19 protein-coding genes are annotated in these 16,382 nt (G+C 65.5%); 6 read left to right on the top strand and 13 right to left on the bottom strand.

Features of this window, described 5'->3' with window-relative positions:
• Positions 1 to 124: 124 nt before the first annotated feature.
• Both ftsH and ACQ859_RS21405 read right to left on the bottom strand, forming a co-directional pair.
• Positions 125 to 2,029 carry an ATP-dependent zinc metalloprotease FtsH gene (gene ftsH / locus ACQ859_RS21400; RefSeq protein ID WP_431262654.1) on the bottom strand — a complete coding sequence of 635 codons (1,905 nt, stop codon included), beginning with the start codon at positions 2,027 to 2,029 and terminating at the stop codon, positions 125 to 127.
• A 263-nt stretch (positions 2,030 to 2,292) separates the two neighbouring features.
• Positions 2,293 to 2,967, bottom strand: coding sequence for an RlmE family RNA methyltransferase (locus ACQ859_RS21405; protein WP_431262655.1), 675 nt, complete (start codon positions 2,965 to 2,967; stop codon positions 2,293 to 2,295).
• A gap of 18 nt (positions 2,968 to 2,985) precedes the next feature.
• Here ACQ859_RS21405 and ACQ859_RS21410 point away from each other — a divergent pair, with 18 nt between their 5' ends.
• Complete coding sequence (locus tag ACQ859_RS21410; RefSeq protein ID WP_431262656.1) at positions 2,986 to 3,465, top strand: YhbY family RNA-binding protein; 480 nt, start codon at positions 2,986 to 2,988, stop codon at positions 3,463 to 3,465.
• Between the two features lie 90 nt (positions 3,466 to 3,555).
• Here ACQ859_RS21410 and ACQ859_RS21415 read toward each other — a convergent pair whose 3' ends face one another.
• The 5 genes from ACQ859_RS21415 to ACQ859_RS21435 all read right to left on the bottom strand — a co-directional run bounded on the left by ACQ859_RS21415 (position 3,556) and on the right by ACQ859_RS21435 (position 9,878).
• Positions 3,556 to 3,993, bottom strand: a complete 438-nt coding sequence (locus ACQ859_RS21415) for a DUF4149 domain-containing protein (protein ID WP_431262657.1) — start codon at positions 3,991 to 3,993, stop codon at positions 3,556 to 3,558.
• Between the two features lie 11 nt (positions 3,994 to 4,004).
• On the bottom strand, positions 4,005 to 4,484 hold the full coding sequence (gene greA, locus ACQ859_RS21420) for a transcription elongation factor GreA (protein ID WP_088406621.1): 480 nt from the start codon (positions 4,482 to 4,484) through the stop codon (positions 4,005 to 4,007).
• A gap of 85 nt (positions 4,485 to 4,569) precedes the next feature.
• Entirely contained in the window at positions 4,570 to 7,836 is a 3,267-nt protein-coding gene (gene carB / locus ACQ859_RS21425; RefSeq protein ID WP_431262658.1) for a carbamoyl-phosphate synthase large subunit, read from the bottom strand.
• An 18-nt stretch (positions 7,837 to 7,854) separates the two neighbouring features.
• The gene (gene carA, locus ACQ859_RS21430; protein WP_431266621.1) at positions 7,855 to 8,982 is read right to left on the bottom strand and encodes a glutamine-hydrolyzing carbamoyl-phosphate synthase small subunit; all 1,128 of its coding nucleotides are present in this window, start codon (positions 8,980 to 8,982) and stop codon (positions 7,855 to 7,857) included.
• Positions 8,983 to 9,476: 494 nt separating this feature from the next.
• On the bottom strand, positions 9,477 to 9,878 hold the full coding sequence (locus tag ACQ859_RS21435; RefSeq protein ID WP_088406615.1) for a GlcG/HbpS family heme-binding protein: 402 nt from the start codon (positions 9,876 to 9,878) through the stop codon (positions 9,477 to 9,479).
• A gap of 105 nt (positions 9,879 to 9,983) precedes the next feature.
• On the opposite strand from ACQ859_RS21435, the gene ACQ859_RS21440 reads away from it, so the two are divergent.
• A complete protein-coding gene (locus tag ACQ859_RS21440) occupies positions 9,984 to 10,679 on the top strand; it encodes a Bax inhibitor-1/YccA family protein (RefSeq protein ID WP_431262659.1) in 696 nt (231 codons plus the stop codon).
• Positions 10,680 to 10,771: 92 nt separating this feature from the next.
• Here the strand turns inward: ACQ859_RS21440 and ACQ859_RS21445 are convergent, their stop codons facing one another.
• Together ACQ859_RS21445 and ACQ859_RS21450 are read right to left on the bottom strand one after the other, a co-directional pair.
• Positions 10,772 to 11,173: a hypothetical protein gene (locus ACQ859_RS21445; RefSeq protein WP_431262660.1), complete on the bottom strand. Its 402-nt coding sequence runs from the start codon at positions 11,171 to 11,173 to the stop codon at positions 10,772 to 10,774.
• Entirely contained in the window at positions 11,170 to 11,292 is a 123-nt protein-coding gene (locus ACQ859_RS21450; protein ID WP_431262661.1) for a hypothetical protein, read from the bottom strand. The genes ACQ859_RS21445 and ACQ859_RS21450 overlap by 4 nt, the downstream gene beginning before the upstream one ends.
• 335 nt (positions 11,293 to 11,627) lie before the next feature.
• Between ACQ859_RS21450 and ACQ859_RS21455 the strand changes: the two genes are divergently transcribed.
• Positions 11,628 to 11,849: a hypothetical protein gene (locus tag ACQ859_RS21455; RefSeq protein WP_431256604.1), complete on the top strand. Its 222-nt coding sequence runs from the start codon at positions 11,628 to 11,630 to the stop codon at positions 11,847 to 11,849.
• 137 nt (positions 11,850 to 11,986) lie between these two features.
• Here the strand turns inward: ACQ859_RS21455 and ACQ859_RS21460 are convergent, their stop codons facing one another.
• Positions 11,987 to 13,276 carry an MFS transporter gene (locus ACQ859_RS21460; protein WP_431262662.1) on the bottom strand — a complete coding sequence of 430 codons (1,290 nt, stop codon included), beginning with the start codon at positions 13,274 to 13,276 and terminating at the stop codon, positions 11,987 to 11,989.
• Positions 13,277 to 13,427: 151 nt separating this feature from the next.
• Between ACQ859_RS21460 and ACQ859_RS21465 the strand changes: the two genes are divergently transcribed.
• The 3 genes from ACQ859_RS21465 (at position 13,428) to ACQ859_RS21475 (ending at position 14,495) form a co-directional block, all read left to right on the top strand.
• The gene (locus tag ACQ859_RS21465) at positions 13,428 to 13,907 is read left to right on the top strand and encodes a carboxymuconolactone decarboxylase family protein (protein WP_431262663.1); all 480 of its coding nucleotides are present in this window, start codon (positions 13,428 to 13,430) and stop codon (positions 13,905 to 13,907) included.
• A gap of 95 nt (positions 13,908 to 14,002) precedes the next feature.
• Positions 14,003 to 14,329, top strand: a complete 327-nt coding sequence (locus tag ACQ859_RS21470; RefSeq protein WP_431262664.1) for a hypothetical protein — start codon at positions 14,003 to 14,005, stop codon at positions 14,327 to 14,329.
• 22 nt (positions 14,330 to 14,351) lie between these two features.
• Positions 14,352 to 14,495: a hypothetical protein gene (locus ACQ859_RS21475; protein ID WP_431262665.1), complete on the top strand. Its 144-nt coding sequence runs from the start codon at positions 14,352 to 14,354 to the stop codon at positions 14,493 to 14,495.
• A gap of 196 nt (positions 14,496 to 14,691) precedes the next feature.
• Here the strand turns inward: ACQ859_RS21475 and ACQ859_RS21480 are convergent, their stop codons facing one another.
• The 3 genes from ACQ859_RS21480 to ACQ859_RS21490 form a co-directional block, all read right to left on the bottom strand.
• Positions 14,692 to 15,240: a hypothetical protein gene (locus ACQ859_RS21480; RefSeq protein ID WP_431262666.1), complete on the bottom strand. Its 549-nt coding sequence runs from the start codon at positions 15,238 to 15,240 to the stop codon at positions 14,692 to 14,694.
• 62 nt (positions 15,241 to 15,302) lie between these two features.
• Positions 15,303 to 15,464: a DUF1328 domain-containing protein gene (locus ACQ859_RS21485; RefSeq protein ID WP_067270282.1), complete on the bottom strand. Its 162-nt coding sequence runs from the start codon at positions 15,462 to 15,464 to the stop codon at positions 15,303 to 15,305.
• Between the two features lie 263 nt (positions 15,465 to 15,727).
• Positions 15,728 to 16,000: a hypothetical protein gene (locus ACQ859_RS21490; protein WP_431262667.1), complete on the bottom strand. Its 273-nt coding sequence runs from the start codon at positions 15,998 to 16,000 to the stop codon at positions 15,728 to 15,730.
• Between the last annotated feature and the right edge of the window lie 382 nt (positions 16,001 to 16,382).

A 16,382-nucleotide genomic window follows, 5' to 3' on the forward strand; every position in this document is an offset into this window, starting at 1 on the left:
GCCCAAAGAACCAGTGATTCCCGCCGGGGTAGATCGCAAAAGCAGAAGGGCCGGTCGTGAGACCGGCCCTTCGGGATCGAGATGAACTCAGACGCCTTTGCGGCTCACCTGAGTCCGTTGGCGATCAGGCGGCTGCCGGAGCGCTGCCGGTGCTGACCGCCGGAGTGCCACCGTTGTCCGGCTTGTTGGCCGGCGGTGTCCAGTCCTTCGGCGGACGCGGCGGCTTGCCTTCCATGATGTCATGGAGCTGCTCGGCATCGATGGTTTCCCATTCGAGCAGGGCCGTGGCCATCGCGTGCATCTTGTCCTGGTTGTCCTCGATCAGCTTGCGTGCAATGGCGTACTGCTCGTCGAGGATGCGGCGCACCTCAAGGTCGACCTTCTGCATGGTCTCCTCGCTGATGTTCGTGGTGCGCGTCACCGAGCGGCCGAGGAAGACCTCGCCCTCGTTCTCGGTGTAGACCATCGGGCCCAGCGCATCCGACATGCCGTAGCGCATCACCATGTCGCGGGCCAACTGCGTCGCCTTGTTGAAGTCATCGGACGCGCCCGTGGTGCGCTGGTCCATGAAGACCTCTTCCGCGATCCGGCCGCCGAACAGCATCGAGATCTTGGACAAGGCCCAGATCTTGTCGTATCCGTAGCGGTCCTTCTCAGGCAGCGTGAAGGTCACGCCCAACGCGCGGCCGCGCGGGACGATCGTCACCTTGTGCAGGGGATCGGACTTCGGCAGCATCATGCCGATCAGTGCGTGTCCGGCCTCGTGATACGCCGTGTTCTTCAGCTCTTCCGGATCCATGACCGCCGAGCGGCGCTCCGGACCCATGAAGATCTTGTCCTTGGCCTTCTCGAAATCGCGCATCTCGACGATGCGAGCGCTGCGGCGCGCGGCCATCAGCGCGGCCTCATTCACGAGGTTGGCGAGATCGGCGCCTGACATGCCGGGCGTGCCGCGAGCCAGCACATTGGCGCTGACGTCCTGGCCGACCGGCACCTTGCGCATGTGAACGGTCAGGATCTGCTCACGGCCGCGCACATCGGGCAGCGTGACGTAGACCTGGCGGTCGAAACGACCCGGACGCAGCAGCGCGGGATCCAGGATGTCCGGCCGGTTGGTCGCGGCCATGACGATCACGCCCAGGTTGGTCTCGAAGCCGTCCATCTCGACCAGCATCTGGTTGAGGGTCTGCTCGCGCTCGTCGTTGCCGCCGCCGAGGCCGGCGCCGCGATGGCGGCCGACCGCGTCGATTTCATCGACGAAGATGATGCAGGGAGCGCTCTTCTTGGCCTGCTCGAACATGTCGCGCACGCGGGCCGCGCCCACGCCGACGAACATCTCGACGAAGTCGGAGCCGGAGATGCTGAAGAACGGCACCTTCGCCTCGCCGGCGATGGCCTTGGCCAGCAGCGTCTTGCCGGTCCCCGGAGGGCCTACCAGCAGCACGCCGCGCGGGATCCGGCCACCCAGCTTCTGGAACTTCTGCGGATCCTTCAGGAAGTCGACGAGCTCCTTCACCTCTTCCTTGGCCTCGTCGCATCCGGCGACATCGGCGAAGGTGGTGGTGTTGTTGGCCTCGTCGAGCATGCGCGCCTTCGACTTGCCGAAGCTGAACGCGCCGCCCTTGCCGCCGCCCTGCATCTGGCGCATGAAGTACACCCACACGGCGATCAGCAGGAGCATCGGACCCCAGCTGAGCAGGATGTTCATCAGCACCGAGGGCTCTTCACGGGGCTTGGCGTCGAACTTGACGCCGTTGTTGATCAGGTCACCGATCAGGCCGCGATCCATGTACGGGGCGGTCGTGCGCAGCTTGTTGCCATCGCTGGTCTGCGCCACGATTTCCGTTCCCGCCGGGGTTTCCTGCAGCGTGACCTGCTTGATGCGTTTCGCACGGACTTCATCGAGGAAGTCTGAGTAGACGATCGGATTCCCCTGGGTTGCGCTGCGATCGAACTGCTTGAAGACAGTGAACAGCACCAGGGCGATCACCATCCATACAGCCACTTTCGAGAACCACTGATTGTTCACCGCGACTCCTTAGTCATTCCATCACCGCACGCCCACGGATACAGCCTCGGGCAGCGGACTTTCATGGCATATGGGGCGGATTCTAGGCCAGTCAAGTCCCCAGACCTGATTGGCATTCCCATACACCTCGATAGATATTGCCACGCGTGGCGGCGGCCAACCGCCCGAAGCGCCCCTAACTTTGACGCCTCATCGCGCTTTCAGCCGTGTTCAGGGCCCGTCTGCCGCATCACACGGCCGATCCCGGCCTTTTCAGGCCTCTTTCAGGACTTTTTCAGGCCGATGCCGACCAGGAAGTTTTCTGCCGATCTTTCCCGCGACGCCTTCGGCTTGGCCGTCTTCACCCGCTTGAACTGCGCACGGAAGGCGTGCACCAGCTGGTCATAACCGCTGCCATGGAACACCTTGGCAACCAGCGCGCCTTCCGGCTTCAGGTGTTGTTGGGAAAAATCGAGCGCCAGTTCGATCAGGTGCTCCATGCGCGCCGCGTCGGTGCTTTCGATGCCGGACAGGTTGGGCGCCATGTCCGAGACCACCAGGTCCACCTTCCTGCCGTCGAGCGTCGCTTCCAGCCGGGCCAGCACCTCGCTCTCGCGGAAATCGCCCTGGATGAACTCCACGCCTTCGATCGGCTCGCACTCCAGAAGGTCCAGCGCGATGATGCGACCATTCAGTTCACCGACTGCGGCGCCGCCGGCACCCGCCTCCTTGGGGGCGAAACGGCGGCGCAGGTACTGGCTCCACGCGCCCGGCGAGGCACCGAGATCGACGACCACCTGCCCGGGGCGGATCAACTGGAATTCCTCGTCGATCTCCTTGAGCTTGTAGGCCGCGCGGGAGCGATAGCCCTCTTTCTGGGCCAATTTGACGTAGGTGTCGTTGACGTGGTTGTTCAACCACGCCTTGTTCAGCTTCTTGCTTTTGGTATCGACTTTCATTGCACTGATAATAAGCAGATGCCTGCTATTCAATTGACCCCTGCCCAGCGCAAGGAAAAACGCGCCGACGCTCATCACCTGGATCCTGTGGTGATGATAGGCGGCGATGGCCTGACGGCCGCCGTCACCAAGGAGGTCGACCTCGCGCTGAAGTCCCACGGACTGATCAAGGTGCGCGTCATGTCGGACGACCGCGACAACCGCGAAGCCATCCTCGCCACCCTGGCCGAGGAACTCGATGCCGCGCCCATCCAGCACATCGGCAAGCTGCTCGTCCTGTGGCGCCCGATGCCCGAGAAGGAGAAGGCCGCCCCCAAGGACGACGCGCGCTCGGCGCCCAAGATCGTCAAGATCGTGAAGTTCTCGAAGAGCGGCAACAACCGTCCGCAGATCAAGAAGGTCACGGTGCTGGGCAACCAGCGTGTCACCTACGGCGGCGAGGTCAAGCGCGCCAAGAAGCCGCGCCAGACCAGCGTGAAGAAGTCCAGCCAAGGCTGAGGTGACGACACCACGTCGTCACGTTTCAGCACCAACGACAAGACGGCCCGCGGGCCGTCTTTCTTTTCCCTCGTCGTTCGAAGGCCCCGATCAGCGGGCCGTCGCCCCGTTCACCCGCCAGGCCAATGCCAGGACGGCAACCGTTCTCACCCCGAAGAGCGCCAGCGACACCGCGTGCAGTTGCAGGAAAGTCCAGCTCCCCTGCCCTTGCCGCGCCGCTTCCATCAGCGGCTGCAGCGCGTAGAAGCCGGCGGCCGTGCATCCGATGGCCACCAGCGGCAGCCAGAAGTCCGCGCTCATCGCCGAACCACGCACCACGCCGTCACGGTGCAGGCGCCGCTCCATCAGGATCAGCAGCGCGCCGGCCGCCAGCGCAAAGCGCGCATCCATCTCGAACAGCCGCGCCACGTACTTGCCGGCCATGGCCCGCTCGAGCGTCGTGAACGCGTTCGGTGCCGCGAGCAAGGCCACCGCGAGCAACTCGCCAGCCCAGAGCGCGGCCAGCAGCGCGCGGATCCGCAGCAGCATCGTCCGACGCCTCAGATGTAGCGGACGTCGACAATCTCGTAACGCTTGATGCCGCCGGGCGCCACGACTTCGGCGACGTCGCCCGCCTCCTTGCCGATCAGCGCGCGCGCGATCGGGGAGCTGATCGAGATCAGGCCCTGTTTCAGATCGGCTTCGTCGTCGCCGACGATCTGGTAGGTGACTTCGTTGCCGGACTCTTCCTCTTCGAGGTCGACCGTCGTGCCGAACACCACCTTGCCGCCGGCGTTCACCGACGACGGATCGATCACCTGCGCCGACGACAGCTTGCCCTCGATCTCCAGGATGCGGCCTTCGATGAAGCCCTGCTTGTCCTTCGCCGCCTCGTACTCGGCGTTCTCCGAGAGGTCGCCTTGCGCGCGGGCTTCCGAGATGGCGTTGATCACGGCGTGCCGCTCGACCGTCTTCAGCCGATGCAGTTCTTCCTTGAGCTTCTCAGCGCCGCGCTTGGTCAATGGGATCGTCGTGGCCATGTCTCTAGAACCTTGAGTAACAAAACAAACCGCCGCTGCCGCTCAGGATCGCTGAGCAGCGGCGGCGGAATGGGATGAGCCAAGTTTAATGCAGTTCGGCGTGCAGTTCCTGCAGCGATTGCACCAGCAGGCCGTCCTTGTGCTTCATGCCCTCGACGGCGGCCTCGCAGCCGGCCATCGTCGTGTAGTAGGTCACCCGGTTGGCCAGCGCCGCCTGACGGATGTGACGGCTGTCGGCGATGGCCGCGCGGGTCTCGTCGACGGTCGTGAACACCAGCTGGATGTCGCCACCCTTGATCATGTCGACGATGTGCGGGCGGCCGTCCTTGACCTTGTTGACGACACGCACCGGGATGCCGGCGGCTTCGATCGCCGCGGCCGTGCCCTTGGTCGCCACCACGCCGAAGCCCAGCGCCGCCAGATCACGCGCCAGCGCGACCGCACGATCCTTGTCGTTGTTCTTCACGGTGATCAGGACGTTGCCCTGACGCGGCAGGCGCGAGCCCGCGCCCAGCTGGCTCTTCAGCATCGCTTCGCCGAAGGTCCGGCCGGCGCCCATGACTTCACCGGTCGAACGCATTTCCGGGCTGAGGATCGGATCCACACCGGGGAACTTGTTGAACGGGAAGACGGCTTCCTTGACGCTGAAATACGGCGGCTGGATCTCGACCGGCGGCCTGCCGCCGGCGGCCTTCTGGTCCTTGAGCTTGACGCCGGCCATGCAGCGCGCGGCGATCTTGGCCAGCGGCTGGCTGGTCGCCTTGGACACGAACGGCACCGTGCGGGAGGCGCGCGGGTTCACCTCGAGCACGTAGACCGTGTTCTCGGACAAGCCCTTGGTCACGTCGCCCTGGATCGCGAACTGCACGTTCATCAGGCCGACGACCTTCAGCGCCTTCGCCATCTCCGCGGTCTGGCGGCGCAGTTCGTCCTGCAGTTCCTTGGACAGCGTGTACGGCGGCAGTGAGCAGGCCGAGTCGCCGGAGTGGATGCCGGCCGCCTCGATGTGCTCCATGATGCCGCCCATCATCGTGTCTTCGCCGTCGCAGATGCAGTCGACGTCGACCTCGACCGCATCCTCCAGGAAGCGGTCCAGCAGCACCGGCGACTTCTCGCTGACACGCACGGCCTCGCGCATGTAGCGCTCGAGGTCCTTGTCGCCATGGACGATCTCCATCGCGCGGCCGCCCAGCACGTAGCTGGGACGCACGACCAGCGGGTAGCCGATCTCGTTGGCCAGCGCGACGGCCTGGTCTTCGTTGCGCGCCGTGCGGTTGGGCGGCTGCTTCAGGCCCAGCTCATGCAGCAGATTCTGGAAGCGCTCGCGGTCCTCGGCCATGTCGATCGAGTCCGGCGAAGTGCCGATGATGGGCACGCCGTTGGCTTCCAGGTCCAGCGCCAGCTTCAGCGGCGTCTGGCCGCCGTACTGCACGATCACGCCGACCGGCTTCTCCTTGGCCACGATCTCCAGCACGTCCTCGAGCGTCACCGGCTCGAAGTACAGGCGGTCGGAGGTGTCGTAGTCGGTCGAGACCGTCTCCGGATTGCAGTTGACCATGATGGTCTCGTAGCCGTCCTCGCGCATCGCGAGGGCCGCATGGACGCAGCAGTAGTCGAACTCGATGCCCTGGCCGATGCGGTTCGGACCGCCGCCCAGCACCATGATCTTCTTCTTGTCGGTCGGGTTGGCCTCGCACTCCTCGTCGTACGTGGAGTACATGTAGGCCGTCTGCGTCGCAAACTCGGCGGCGCAGGTGTCGACGCGCTTGTAGACCGGGCGCACGTTCAGCGCGTGACGCGTCTTGCGCACTTCGTGCTGGTTGGTGCCCAGCAGCTTGGCCAGACGCTTGTCCGAGAAACCCTTCTTCTTCAGCAGGCGCAGCTCGTCGACGCTCAGCGAGGCCAGCGAGCGCCCCTTCAGCGACAGCTCGATCTTGATCAGCTGTTCGATCTGGGCGAGGAACCACGGATCGATCTTCGTTTCCTCGAAGACCTCGTCCAGCGTCATGCCGATGCGGAAGGCGTCGCCCAGGAACAGGATGCGCGACGGACCGGGTTCGCCGATCTCCTGCACGATCTCCTCGCGGTCGGTGCTGATCTCGGACAGGCCGTCGATGCCGGTCTCCAGGCCGCGCAGCGCCTTCTGGAACGATTCCTGGAAGTTGCGGCCCATGGCCATCACTTCGCCGACCGACTTCATCTGCGTCGTCAGGCGCGAGTCGGCCATCGGGAACTTCTCGAAGGCGAAACGCGGGATCTTGGTGACGACGTAGTCGATGCTGGGCTCGAACGAGGCCGGCGTGATGCCGCCGGTGATGTCGTTCTTGAGCTCGTCGAGCGTGTAGCCGACGGCCAGCTTCGCGGCGATCTTGGCGATCGGGAAGCCGGTGGCCTTCGAGGCCAGCGCCGAGGAACGAGACACGCGCGGGTTCATCTCGATCACGACCATGCGGCCGTCGACCGGGTTGATCGAGAACTGCACGTTCGAACCGCCGGTGTCGACGCCGATCTCGCGCAGGATGGCGATCGAGGCATTGCGCAGCAGCTGGTATTCCTTGTCGGTCAGCGTCTGCGCCGGCGCCACGGTGATCGAGTCGCCGGTGTGGATGCCCATCGGATCCAGGTTCTCGATCGAGCACACGATGATGCAGTTGTCCGCCTTGTCGCGGACCACTTCCATCTCGTATTCCTTCCAGCCGATCAGCGACTCCTCGATGAGCAGCTCGTTCGTCGGGGAGAGGTCGAGACCGCGCTTGCAGATCTCCTCGAACTCTTCCGGGTTGTAGGCGATGCCGCCGCCGGTGCCGCCCAGCGTGAAGCTGGGGCGGATCACCATCGGGAAGCCCGCGCCGCCGATCTCGGCGTGGATGCGCTTCTGCACCGACCACGCCTCTTCCAGCGAGTGCGCGATGCCCGAGCGGGCCGATCCCAGCCCGATCTTGGTCATCGCGTCCTTGAACTTCAGACGGTCCTCGGCCTTCTCGATCGCGTGCTCGTTGGCACCGATCATCTCCACCTTGTACTTGTCCAGCACGCCGTGCTTGTGCAGGTCCAGCGCGCAGTTCAGCGCGGTCTGGCCGCCCATGGTCGGCAGGATCGCGTCGGGACGCTCCTTGGCGATGATCTTCTCGACCACCTGCCAGGTGATCGGCTCGATGTAGGTGACGTCCGCGGTGTCCGGGTCCGTCATGATCGTCGCCGGGTTGCTGTTCACCAGGATGACCTTGTAGCCCTCCTCGCGCAACGCCTTGCAGGCCTGGGCGCCCGAGTAGTCGAACTCGCAGGCCTGGCCGATGATGATCGGACCGGCGCCGATGATGAGGATGCTTTTGATGTCAGAACGCTTGGGCATGAGTCGTCTCCCTCTTCATCAGGCCTTGGACATGAGACCGATGAAGCGGTCGAACAGATACGAGATGTCGTGCGGGCCGGGGCTCGCTTCCGGGTGCCCCTGGAAGCAGAACGCGGGCTTGTCGGTGCGGGCCAGGCCCTGCAGCGTGCCGTCGAACAGGCTGACGTGCGTCGCGCGCAGGTTGGACGGCAGCGTGTCGGGATCGACCGCGAAACCGTGGTTCTGGCTGGTGATGCTGACGCGGCCGTTGTCGAGGTCCTTCACCGGGTGGTTCGCGCCGTGGTGGCCGAACTTCATCTTGAAGGTCTTCGCGCCGGAGGCCAGCGCCATGATCTGGTGGCCCAGGCAGATGCCGAAGGTCGGGATGCCGGCCTCGATCAGCTGCGCGGTGGCCTTGATGGCGTAGTCGCAAGGTTCCGGATCGCCGGGGCCGTTGGACAGGAACACGCCGTCCGGCTCGAGGTCGAAGACCTCCGAGGCCGGCGTCTGCGCCGGCACCACCGTGATGCGGCAGCCGCGCGAGGCCAGCATGCGCAGGATGTTGCTCTTGACGCCGAAGTCGTACGCGACGACGTGGAATTTCGGCGCGGTCTGCTGACCGTAGCCCGTGCCGAGCGTCCACTCGGTCTCGGTCCAGACTTCGCGTTCGGTGCGGCTGGCGACCTTCGCCAGGTCCAGGCCCGCCATGCTGGGCGCGCCCTTGGCCAGCGCGACGGCTTCGTCGATGTGCGCCTGGGTGATCTGCTCGCCGGCGTTCAGCGCCAGGATGCAACCGTTCTGGGCGCCCTTCTCGCGCAGCACGCGCGTCAGGCGGCGCGTGTCCAGATCGGCTATGGCGACAGTGCCCTCGTCCTTCAGGTACTGGCGCAGCGTGCGACCCTTGCGGAAGTTCGAGTCGAGGACCGGCGCCTCCTTGATGATCAGGCCAGCGGCAAAGATCTTCGACGCCTCGACGTCCTCGTCATTGACGCCATAGTTGCCGATGTGCGGATACGTCAGGGTGACGATCTGGCGGCAGTAGCTGGGGTCGGTGAGGATTTCTTGGTAGCCGGTGAGCGCGGTGTTGAACACCACTTCACCAACGGTCCGGCCGGCGGCGCCGAGCGCGGAACCCTTGAAGACCGTGCCGTCTGCCAGGGCAAGAATCGCGGGGGAGCGGAAAGCAGATCGGGCAGCACGGGAAACTCCGTTGTTGTGCGCGCGCCCGGCTCTGCTTCAGGGCCCTGGAATCGCCGCCGGCACGCGCCATGGACGGCTGGCGCGCGGGTGCGACCGGGTCTCCTGTGAGGGAGTCGATCCGAGTGGGATCCGATGCGATCGGGGGTGAAGTTTGCGGGACGCGGTAGGTTGCGGGTAAACCTGACGAGTATAACCCGTCGGGGTATTCACGGAGAAGATTTGCGCAAACGGGTCATCAGGGGGACATGTGCTTGCAGCCCTTGACTGCACTCTCCAGTGCGCTTGGCCGCCAAGGCGCAAGGCTGTCAGACCTTCGGTCCTCCAGCGCTCGTCGGCGTCGTTCAGTCCATTGGACTGAACTCGGTCCGCCTCTCCCCCGGCGTCAAGCGCCGAAACCTCGCGCCTGGCCGCCCCCGATCGACCGCTGACTTCCACGGTCTGGGACCGAGGACGTCGTTGGTTCAACCCAGGGCGGCGATACCAGCCTTGGCGACTTGCGCGTCTTCATTCGACTTCACGCCGCTGACGCCGACCGCACCGACGCAGAAGCCCTCGACGAGCACCGGCACGCCGCCTTCGAGCATCCCCTCCAGCGGCACGCTGAGGAAGGCGTTGCGGCCGTTGTTGACGATGTCTTCGTAGACCTTCGATTCGCGACGACCCAGCGCGGCCGTCTTGGCCTTCGCGGGGGCGATCACGGCCGACGTGGCCGCGGCGTTGTCCAGGCGCTGCAGCCACAGCAGATGGCCGCCGTCGTCGACGATGGCGATGGTCACCGCCCAGTTGTTCTTCAACGCCTCGGCTTCCGCGGCGGCGGCGATGCGCTTGACGTCGTCCAGGGTCAGGAAGGGCTTCTGTTTCATCTGCGGCCTCGTCGGGATCATTGAAGGAAAGACGGTCACTTTAACGAAGCCTTAAGGCCCGCGCCTACAATCGACAGCAACTCTCACTTCATGGGGCGCACGCACATGAACGACCGCATCATCGATCTCAACTCCGGCGGCTACGGCTCCTCGCTGTCGGCCGACCGCCAGCGCGTCCTGCGCAACACCTACGCGCTGCTGGCGCTGTCGCTGATCCCGACCGTCCTGGGCGCCTGGATCGGCGTGAGCACCGGATTCCTCGCCGCCATGGGCACCGGCGCGAGCATGATCCTGTTCTTCGTCGGCGCGTTCGGGCTGATGTTCCTGGTCGAGAAGACCAAGAACTCCGCCGCCGGCGTGGCCTCGCTGCTGGCCTTCACGTTCTTCATGGGGCTGATGCTCTCGCGCCTGCTGGCGACGATCCTGGGCTTCAAGAACGGCGGCACGCTCATCATGACGGCCTTCGGCGGCACCGCCGGCATCTTCTTCGCGATGGCATCGCTGGCGACCGTGGTCAAGCGCGATCTCTCGGGCCTGCAGAAGTTCCTGTTCGTCGGCGCCGTGATCGCAATGATCGCCGGCATCGCCAACGTCTTCCTGCAATCCACCGGCGTGCACCTGGCGCTGCTGGTCGCCGTGCTGGGCATCTTCTCGGCCTTCATGCTGGTCGACGTCAAGCGCGTCATCGACGGCGGGGAGACCAACTACATCAGCGCCACGCTGAACATCTACCTGGACCTGTACAACGTGTTCACCGCGCTGCTGCAGTTGCTGGGCATCTTCGGCGGCGACCGCGACTGACCATCAGCCCAACCGCAAACAGCAACGCCTCGGATCTCCGAGGCGTTTTTCATGGGGCGGCGTGAACCGCTGGTGCCGGATTCAAACCGGAATCAATGACCAGGCTTGCCCTGCGCCTTGTCCAGTTCCGGCTGCGCACTGGATGCGGCCTCAGCGCCGCCGGGGGTGCCCACCTCGTCCGGACGGTGCGTCACGACAGGCTTGATGGCGCCGGTGCCGATGAAGCGCGCGTATTCGCTGCGCGGCATGAGGGCGCTCAACCTGGAGTCACCATCTTCCCAGCCCAGCGTCACGTCGTGTTCGTTGATCTCGACTTGCACAGAACCGGGACGGACGGCCATCATCGGACCGTCGCCGGTCCGGTAGGTCACCTCGCCGCAGACGAAGGCGGACTGGCTCAGACGTTGCTCGTCGCCGGATTGGCGCTCAACGGAAGGATCGACCGTGGAAGCGTCGGCGGGATGCTCGGGCGGCAGTGGGGGTCGGGCGCTCATGGAAGGTCCTCCTGGGATTCATCCCGCGGCAGTTCGTCGAGCCATTGCCACATGCGCACGGCCAACGCGGTGGCGGTGCAGGTGGCCAACGTCATCAGCATGAGCATGTTGTCGTCCATGGTGGCCTCGAACCGGAGCGGGATCGGGTTGCGATGAAGCATGGTCGCTGCCGCCGGGCCGCCGGCGAAGCGGCGCCCACCGCGACGCGCTGTAGGTGCTGTCCCACAGCAATCGCCGGACCTGCGCCGTACTGCAAATCTGTGTGAAGTCCTGGGCGAACACTGACCGCACCGTCAACGCCGTCCGACGCACTTCCGTTGTGCCCACAAGCTGTAGGACGACGCCGGACACGGGCCACCTCCCCGCACCGACATCGCACACCGAGCTGCGCTTATGGGAAGCACTCGGCCCAGCGCCGATAGTGAAAGCAAAGGAACTCACCAGGAGAACCCAAATGAGCCTCCAGATCGCCGCAGACGCCGCCGCGTCCCAGTTCGAGATCCGCTTCGAGTCCATCTTCGACGCCGGTCGTGCGATGTCCTTCCCGTGCGACCCGCAAGGCCACGTCGATCTGGACAGCCTTCCCGCCCGCGCTCGCAACAACTACCTGTTCGCCCGCGCCATGGTCGGCAAGGATTACCTTCCGCCCGCCGTCCGCGGTCGCAACAGCCACTGACCGCCGAAATCCAGGCCCGTCAGGGCCTGCGGCGGGTCCACCGATTGCCGGACAAGGACTGCATCCTCCCCTGTTGCCGCGCTGCACCCTCCGGGTCGGCGCGGCTCTTTTTCAGGGGTGCGCGTTGAAGGCGCGCGTCAGCGGGTGACGGCAGGCGTCGCTTCCTCGAAGCGATCGACGTTGCGCAATGGCTTGAACAGGGTGGCCCAGGTCGCCACGACGCCCAGCGTACAGACGGCCCCCGTCACGGCCGCGGGCACCGCGCCCAGTGCCGCAGCGGCGCTGCCGGCCCGAAACTCGCCCAGTTCGTTGGACGACCCGATGAAGAGCATGTTCACCGCATTGACGCGGCCACGCATCTCGTCGGGTGTCGAGAATTGCACCAGCGCGCCTCGGATGTAGACGCTGACCATGTCGGCCGCGCCGGCGATGGCCAACGCCGCGAACGACAGCCAGAAGGTCGTGGACAGCGAGAACACCAGGTTGGCCAGGCCGAACACCGCGACGGCCGCGAACATCGTCTTCCCGACATGCCGGTTGAACGGGCGCAGGCTCAGGTAGAAGCCGGCGGTAACCTCCCCCACCGCCATCGCGCTGCGCAGCGCGCCGAGTCCTTCCGGTCCGGCATGCAGCACCTCATGGGCGTAGATCGGCAACAGTGCGACGACGCCGCCCAGCAGGACCGCGAACAGGTCCAGCGAGATCGTGCCCAGGATGATGGGCCGCGAGCGGATGAAATGGATACCGGCGCCGAAGCGCTGCCAGATGTTCCCGCCCGCCGGTGAAGGCGGCGCGGCGAAGCGCACCGGCACGGCGCCGATCAGCAGCGCGGTGCCCAGCGCGAAGCCGGCCAGGCAGACGAGATAGGTCAGGCCCGACCCGCCGAAGCCGTACAGGAGCCCGCCCAGGAAGGGGCCGCCGATGCTGGCCACGCGCATCAGCATGCTGTTGGCGGCGATGGCCTGCGCCAGCTGCTCGCGCGGCACGATCTGTGGCAGCAGGCTCTGCAAGGCCGGACCCGAGAAGGCCCGCGCGCAGCCGAAGAGCACCAGCACCGCATAGATGCCGGTCACGCCCGCATGACCGTGACCGGACAGCCACCACAACGCCATGCTGCAGCTCGCGCTGATGGCCCAGCTGATCGCCAGGATCGGCTTGCGGCTGAAGCGGTCGATCAGATCGCCGGCCGGCAGCAGGAGGAGGAGCATCGGGATGAACTGCGCGAGGCCGACATAGGCAAGCGCCAACGGTTCGCGAGTCAGGTCGTAGACCTGCCAGGCGACCACCACGGCCTGGATCTGTCCGGCGAACACCGCCGCGAGGCGGCAGATCAGGAAAGCCGTGAAGCCGGGATGACGGAAGACGCTGGTCTTGGGGGCCGGCGCGGCGGTGGAGGACGGGGAAGACGGTGGGGCGGGAGCAGTCACGGCGCGATGTGTTCGAGGCCTTCTTGGCGGGCGCCGGCCAGTTTAGCGAGCCTGCCCGCAGGCTTGGGCGCAGGGCGATGTCACAAGTGCGGGGGCTGCGTCGTCTTGTGGGTACCTGCCCCATCACTTCCCTACCCATCACGGAGTCCCCATGAGCCAACGTCTGAACTACATGCAGCAGTCGCCCGCCGCCTTCAAGAAGCTGGTCGAGCTGTCCATGGCCCTGAAGGAAGGCGGCCTCGAGCACGGCCTGCAGTTCCTGGTCGAGATCCGCGCCTCGCAGCTCAACGGCTGCGCGTTCTGCCTGGACATGCATGTCAAGCAGGCCGTCATCGGCGGCGAACGGCCGCTGCGCCTGCACCACGTCGCCATCTGGCGCGAGTCGCCGCTGTTCTCCGCTCGCGAGCGCGCCGCCTTGCTGTGGACCGAGGCGCTCACGCGCATCCCGGAGGACGGCGTGTCCGATGCGGTGTACGCCGAGGTCCGCGAGCATTTCGGCGAGAAGGAACTCTCCGAACTGACCTGGCTCGTGTCGTCGATCAATGCCTGGAACCGCCTCAATGTCGCGTTCCGCAACGTGCCTGGGTCGCAGGACAAAGCCTTTGGATTGGACAAGGCCGGATTGGTCTGATCCTCCATTTCAGCCAGTGCCCCACCTACACCTGCCGGCTTGAATGCATCTGCAATCAAGGCAGGCCATAGGACGTTCCTTGAGGAATTCCGACCATGAGCGCTCCGCTTCACGTCGAAGCTTGCTCATGGAGTTCCTCGATGACGTCTTCCCTCCCGACCCCTCCTTTTTCCCGGGTGCTTGCCCGCTACGGTCGATCCTTCGTCATGGCGCCACTGCTGTTCGGCGCCCTGGTGCTGACTGGTTGCGGCGGCGGTGGCAGCGACGAGCCGGATGCCGACATCGACGCCCAGACGCCCACGGCCGCGTCGGCCGCCCCGTCACGACCGCAGCCGCGGATCAAGATCGGCAACGAGATCAGCGACTCCGAAGCGCTGCAGGCAGACCGCCGTCTCGGTGACGAGGTGCGTCGTGTTCCATGAAATCCCGACAAGGACGAGGAGCGTGGGCAGCGTCGTCGGCAGAGCCCTGCTCATCGTCCTGGCCTCCGGCATCGGCGCGATGATCCTCACGGCTCCGGTCTGGTCCGAGGACAACGCCTCTGCGGCTTCGCCCTCGGGAGCGACGTTCTGCGACTCTGCCTCTTGATCGACTGTGATCCCTGCAGATCCACAAGATTCCACCTCAAAGAAAACGGCGCCCCGAGGGGCGCCGTTGCAATTGGTGTCGACAGGGGGATCCGGACAATGTTCGAGTTGTGGGCCCGGATCCGCCGGTGCAACGTCAGGCGAGAACGACATCGGATCGAACGCGCCCCCACCGGGGTTGAATCGTCTCTGGCCTATCAGCGCTGGTTGTAGCGCGCCTTGGCCGAGTTCACGCACACGTCCTTGGCATCGCCCGACAGCGTGTTGCACTTCTCGGAGGCCAGCTTGTAGTCGGCCTTCACGCGGGTCTCTTCCGCGTCATCGACAGCCGCAGCCACCTTCTTGTTCATCTTCAGCTCGGCCTTGGCCTTCTCATAGGAGGTCTTGGCTTCGCGCTGGCACACGTCCTTCGCTTCACCCGAGCGGTCGTCGCAGCGTTCCTTGGCCACGTCGTAACGTGCTTCGTAGCGGGCCTCGATCAGCTTGGCCTCGTCCTTGGCATTGCCGCTGTAGTTGTATTCGAGCTGGGCCAGCGCCACGTCCTCGCGGCCCTTGGCCTCCTTGACGCAGATGTCCTTGGCGTTGCCCGACAGCTGATCGCACGCATCCTTGTCGACCTTGTAGGTCTTCTTGATGTCGTCCTTGGCGCCGTCATAAACCGACTTGGAGAAGTTGGCGGCGCTCGCCATGCCGGCGCACAGGCTCAAGGCGGCGGCGATCAGTGCGGTGATTGCGGGCTTGTTCATGGTCATCCTTTGCTTGTTTTTGGAGGAAAGCAGTGAAGCGGTCGACGGGCTGTCCGGCGACGTCACTTTCGCAACAGGCTCATCACGAAGGTGACGACAGCCATGATCACGAAGACGAAGAAAAGGATCTTCGCGATGCTCGCGGCGCCGGCGGCGATGCCGCCAAAGCCGAACAGCGCGGCGATCAACGCAATGACGAAAAAGACGACGGCGTAGTGCAGCATCTCGGTTCTCCTGCGCGGCACCGTGCCGCGATGGAATGAACTTTAGGGACTGGCCCGTCCGCCGCGGGCAGTCCCGCACCGCGAGCGGGCGTCGGAGCCGCAACCGACACGCTGTAGGAGAGGACCTACCGGACCTGGACCGCCGGTCCGATGGGCTTGTTCAATGAGGTTTCCCAGCGAGGCCGGGGTCGGACGCCAACGAAAAAGCCGGCTGGCGCCGGCTTTCGTGGACGGGTGACAAGGAATGAGAATGCCGCGCCGCCTCACCAGATCTTCTGGAAGGTCACCCCGACGCGCCCGCCTCGCGGACGGAAGGTCAGCGACGACTGCCCGCTGAGTTCCATCTTGAACCCCTTGCGCAGGTCCGCATACGCCTTGCGGCTGGTGAACGCCAGCCCGACGCGCACCTGGCGCTCGCGGTTGTTGAGCCCTGGCACGTTGAGATCATCGATCTGCGCGCGCTGCGCATCGAGGAGGGGCGTCTGGACGAAGGCATGGGAGCGAGGCCCGGTGGGCATCGCCAACCCGACCAGCACGCCAGCATCCCCGGCCGCGCCGGGACGAAGGTTCTGGTAAGGCGTTGAATACCGGCCGCCGCCAATTGCAGCCCCCGTTGCTCGACCCCCACGCCCAGCCGCAGTCCGCTGCCCGACAAAGGCTTGGCCCACAGCATCGTCTGCGTGGCCTGCGGCGCCCGCCCGTACCAGCCGGCGGCACCCGCGGACTGGTTGGCGGTGGCCAGCGGCTCTGCGGCGCTCTGGGTCACCGTATAACGGGCGCCCGAAGAGGCCTCGCGCAACGACTGCTGGTGCGTGCGTTCTGCCAGGCTCCGACCCGACAGCTCGACGCGATCGTCGAGGGAACTGGGCGTCGGGTCGACGGCGGGCGCCGCCTGCGCGAGCGAGGCCAGCGAGAGGG

Origin of the sequence: Roseateles chitinivorans (genome assembly GCF_050632235.1) — a bacterium.
In the GTDB taxonomy this organism is placed as follows: Bacteria; Pseudomonadota; Gammaproteobacteria; order Burkholderiales; family Burkholderiaceae_C; genus Roseateles; species Roseateles chitinivorans_A.

Bases quoted from the DNA above. Each gene is read 5' to 3' on its own strand.
- ACQ859_RS21405 (WP_431262655.1), bottom strand. From the start codon at position 2,967: ATGAAAGTCGATACCAAAAGCAAGAAGCTGAACAAGGCGTGGTTGAAC.
- ACQ859_RS21410 (WP_431262656.1), top strand. From the start codon at position 2,986: ATGCCTGCTATTCAATTGACCCCTGCCCAGCGCAAGGAAAAACGCGCC.
- ACQ859_RS21415 (WP_431262657.1), bottom strand. From the start codon at position 3,993: ATGCTGCTGCGGATCCGCGCGCTGCTGGCCGCGCTCTGGGCTGGCGAG.
- greA (WP_088406621.1), bottom strand. From the start codon at position 4,484: ATGGCCACGACGATCCCATTGACCAAGCGCGGCGCTGAGAAGCTCAAG.
- carB (WP_431262658.1), bottom strand. From the start codon at position 7,836: ATGCCCAAGCGTTCTGACATCAAAAGCATCCTCATCATCGGCGCCGGT.
- ACQ859_RS21435 (WP_088406615.1), bottom strand. From the start codon at position 9,878: ATGAAACAGAAGCCCTTCCTGACCCTGGACGACGTCAAGCGCATCGCC.
- ACQ859_RS21440 (WP_431262659.1), top strand. From the start codon at position 9,984: ATGAACGACCGCATCATCGATCTCAACTCCGGCGGCTACGGCTCCTCG.
- ACQ859_RS21445 (WP_431262660.1), bottom strand. From the start codon at position 11,173: ATGAGCGCCCGACCCCCACTGCCGCCCGAGCATCCCGCCGACGCTTCC.
- ACQ859_RS21450 (WP_431262661.1), bottom strand. From the start codon at position 11,292: ATGGACGACAACATGCTCATGCTGATGACGTTGGCCACCTGCACCGCC.
- ACQ859_RS21455 (WP_431256604.1), top strand. From the start codon at position 11,628: ATGAGCCTCCAGATCGCCGCAGACGCCGCCGCGTCCCAGTTCGAGATC.
- ACQ859_RS21465 (WP_431262663.1), top strand. From the start codon at position 13,428: ATGAGCCAACGTCTGAACTACATGCAGCAGTCGCCCGCCGCCTTCAAG.
- ACQ859_RS21470 (WP_431262664.1), top strand. From the start codon at position 14,003: ATGAGCGCTCCGCTTCACGTCGAAGCTTGCTCATGGAGTTCCTCGATG.
- ACQ859_RS21480 (WP_431262666.1), bottom strand. From the start codon at position 15,240: ATGAACAAGCCCGCAATCACCGCACTGATCGCCGCCGCCTTGAGCCTG.
- ACQ859_RS21485 (WP_067270282.1), bottom strand. From the start codon at position 15,464: ATGCTGCACTACGCCGTCGTCTTTTTCGTCATTGCGTTGATCGCCGCG.